The organism is Holdemanella porci (assembly GCF_019052655.1).
GTDB lineage: Bacteria > Bacillota_I > Bacilli_A > Erysipelotrichales > Erysipelotrichaceae > Holdemanella > Holdemanella hominis.
Window position 1 is genome coordinate 1 of the sequence record NZ_JAHQVB010000160.1, and the last position, 484, is coordinate 484.

The 484-nt window shown below is 59.9% G+C and carries 1 protein-coding gene; it reads left to right on the plus strand.

Going from position 1 to position 484, the window contains the following annotated elements:
- Positions 1-484 (plus strand): GTP-binding protein (locus KTQ83_RS11940; protein ID WP_244975868.1); only part of this gene is annotated, 484 nt, incomplete at both ends.

Here is a 484-nt window from a genome sequence, read left to right on the forward strand (position 1 = left end):
AAAAAAAAAACGTGCTGCTCGCCCGTCAGGTTGGCGTTCCGAAGATCCTCGTCGCCCTGAACAAGTGCGACATGGTCGACGATGAAGAGCTCATCGAGCTCGTCGAAGAAGAGGTCCGCGACCTCCTCGACGAGAACGGCTTCGACCGTGACTGCCCGGTCATCCACACCTCCGCTTACGGTGCTCTGCACGACGACGCTCCGGACCACGAGAAGTGGGTCCAGTCCGTTAAGGACCTCATGGACGCTGTCGACGACTACATCCCGACCCCGGTTCACGACCTGGACAAGCCGTTCCTGATGCCGATCGAGGACGTCTTCACCATCTCCGGCCGTGGTACCGTTGTCACCGGTCGTGTCGAGCGTGGCCAGCTGGCCGTCAACACCCCGGTCGAGATCGTTGGTATCCGTGCGACCCAGCAGACCACCGTCACCTCCATCGAGACCTTCCACAAGACCATGGACGCCTGCGAGGTTTTTTTTTT